Origin of the sequence: Algoriphagus sp. SE2 (assembly GCF_039563885.1) — a bacterium.
Taxonomy (GTDB): Bacteria; Bacteroidota; Bacteroidia; order Cytophagales; family Cyclobacteriaceae; genus Algoriphagus.
Window position 1 is genome coordinate 1 of sequence record NZ_JBCLWJ010000064.1, and the last position, 772, is coordinate 772.

Here is a 772-nt window from a genome sequence, read left to right on the forward strand (position 1 = left end):
TTATGGTGCAACATTCTGATTTCAACCCAAATTTTCAATTGCAGGTCCTTGATTCTATGTATAAAGAAGTTCAGAATAATAATGCAGACCCTATAAATTATGCCTATTTATTGGATCGAGTTAAAATGAATATGGGTGAAAAACTGGTCTATGGTACACAAGTAACCTATCATTGGTTTTCGGGAAAAGCTCGCTATAGGCCTACTATTGATCCAGAAAACCTTAACCAAAGACGAGCCGAGATTGGTCTAGAACCAATAGAAATCTATCTGGATGAAATGACCGAAGTAAATAATAAAATGGGTAATTCAATTGTTGGGGGTATTACAAATGTGGCATTGTTTTTAATAATTACTTTAATAGTCATTACCGGAGTAATTGCGCTGTTAATTTTTAAAAGAAAAAAGACAATAGATAACATCAGCTAAAACGCATTTTTATACTAAACTTTGTAGACCATTATAAAAACAGTAATACTGATGAAAAGACTACTATTATTTTTATTGCTTATGCCATTCATTTCCTTTGGACAAGACCAAAATTCTGAATGGACAGAAGAATTGCGTATCAAGCAACTGAATAACCTTAAAGATTCGACTACTTGGGATAGTTAAAAAATGAAAAAAGACAATGAACCACAACCTTTTGGAAATCCGGGATTTATGAATTTTGGAGCCTTCCCAGCACCTGACTATAACCTGATTGGTAAATTTAAGGGAGTTGGGAACTATTCTACTGCCTTTCAGCCATTAAACTTAAATGGCAAGAACGT

2 protein-coding genes are annotated in these 772 nt (G+C 33.5%); both read left to right on the plus strand.

The window, feature by feature from the left end:
* The coding region (locus AAGF08_RS20415; protein WP_343513305.1) for a DUF6624 domain-containing protein at positions 1–428 on the plus strand (428 nt) is incomplete at its 5' end.
* 51 nt (positions 429–479) lie between these two features.
* Complete coding sequence (locus AAGF08_RS20420; RefSeq protein WP_343513306.1) at positions 480–614, plus strand: hypothetical protein; 135 nt, start codon at positions 480–482, stop codon at positions 612–614.
* Positions 615–772 lie beyond the last annotated feature (158 nt).

Bases quoted from the DNA above. Each gene is read 5' to 3' on its own strand.
- AAGF08_RS20420 (WP_343513306.1), top strand. From the start codon at position 480: ATGAAAAGACTACTATTATTTTTATTGCTTATGCCATTCATTTCCTTT.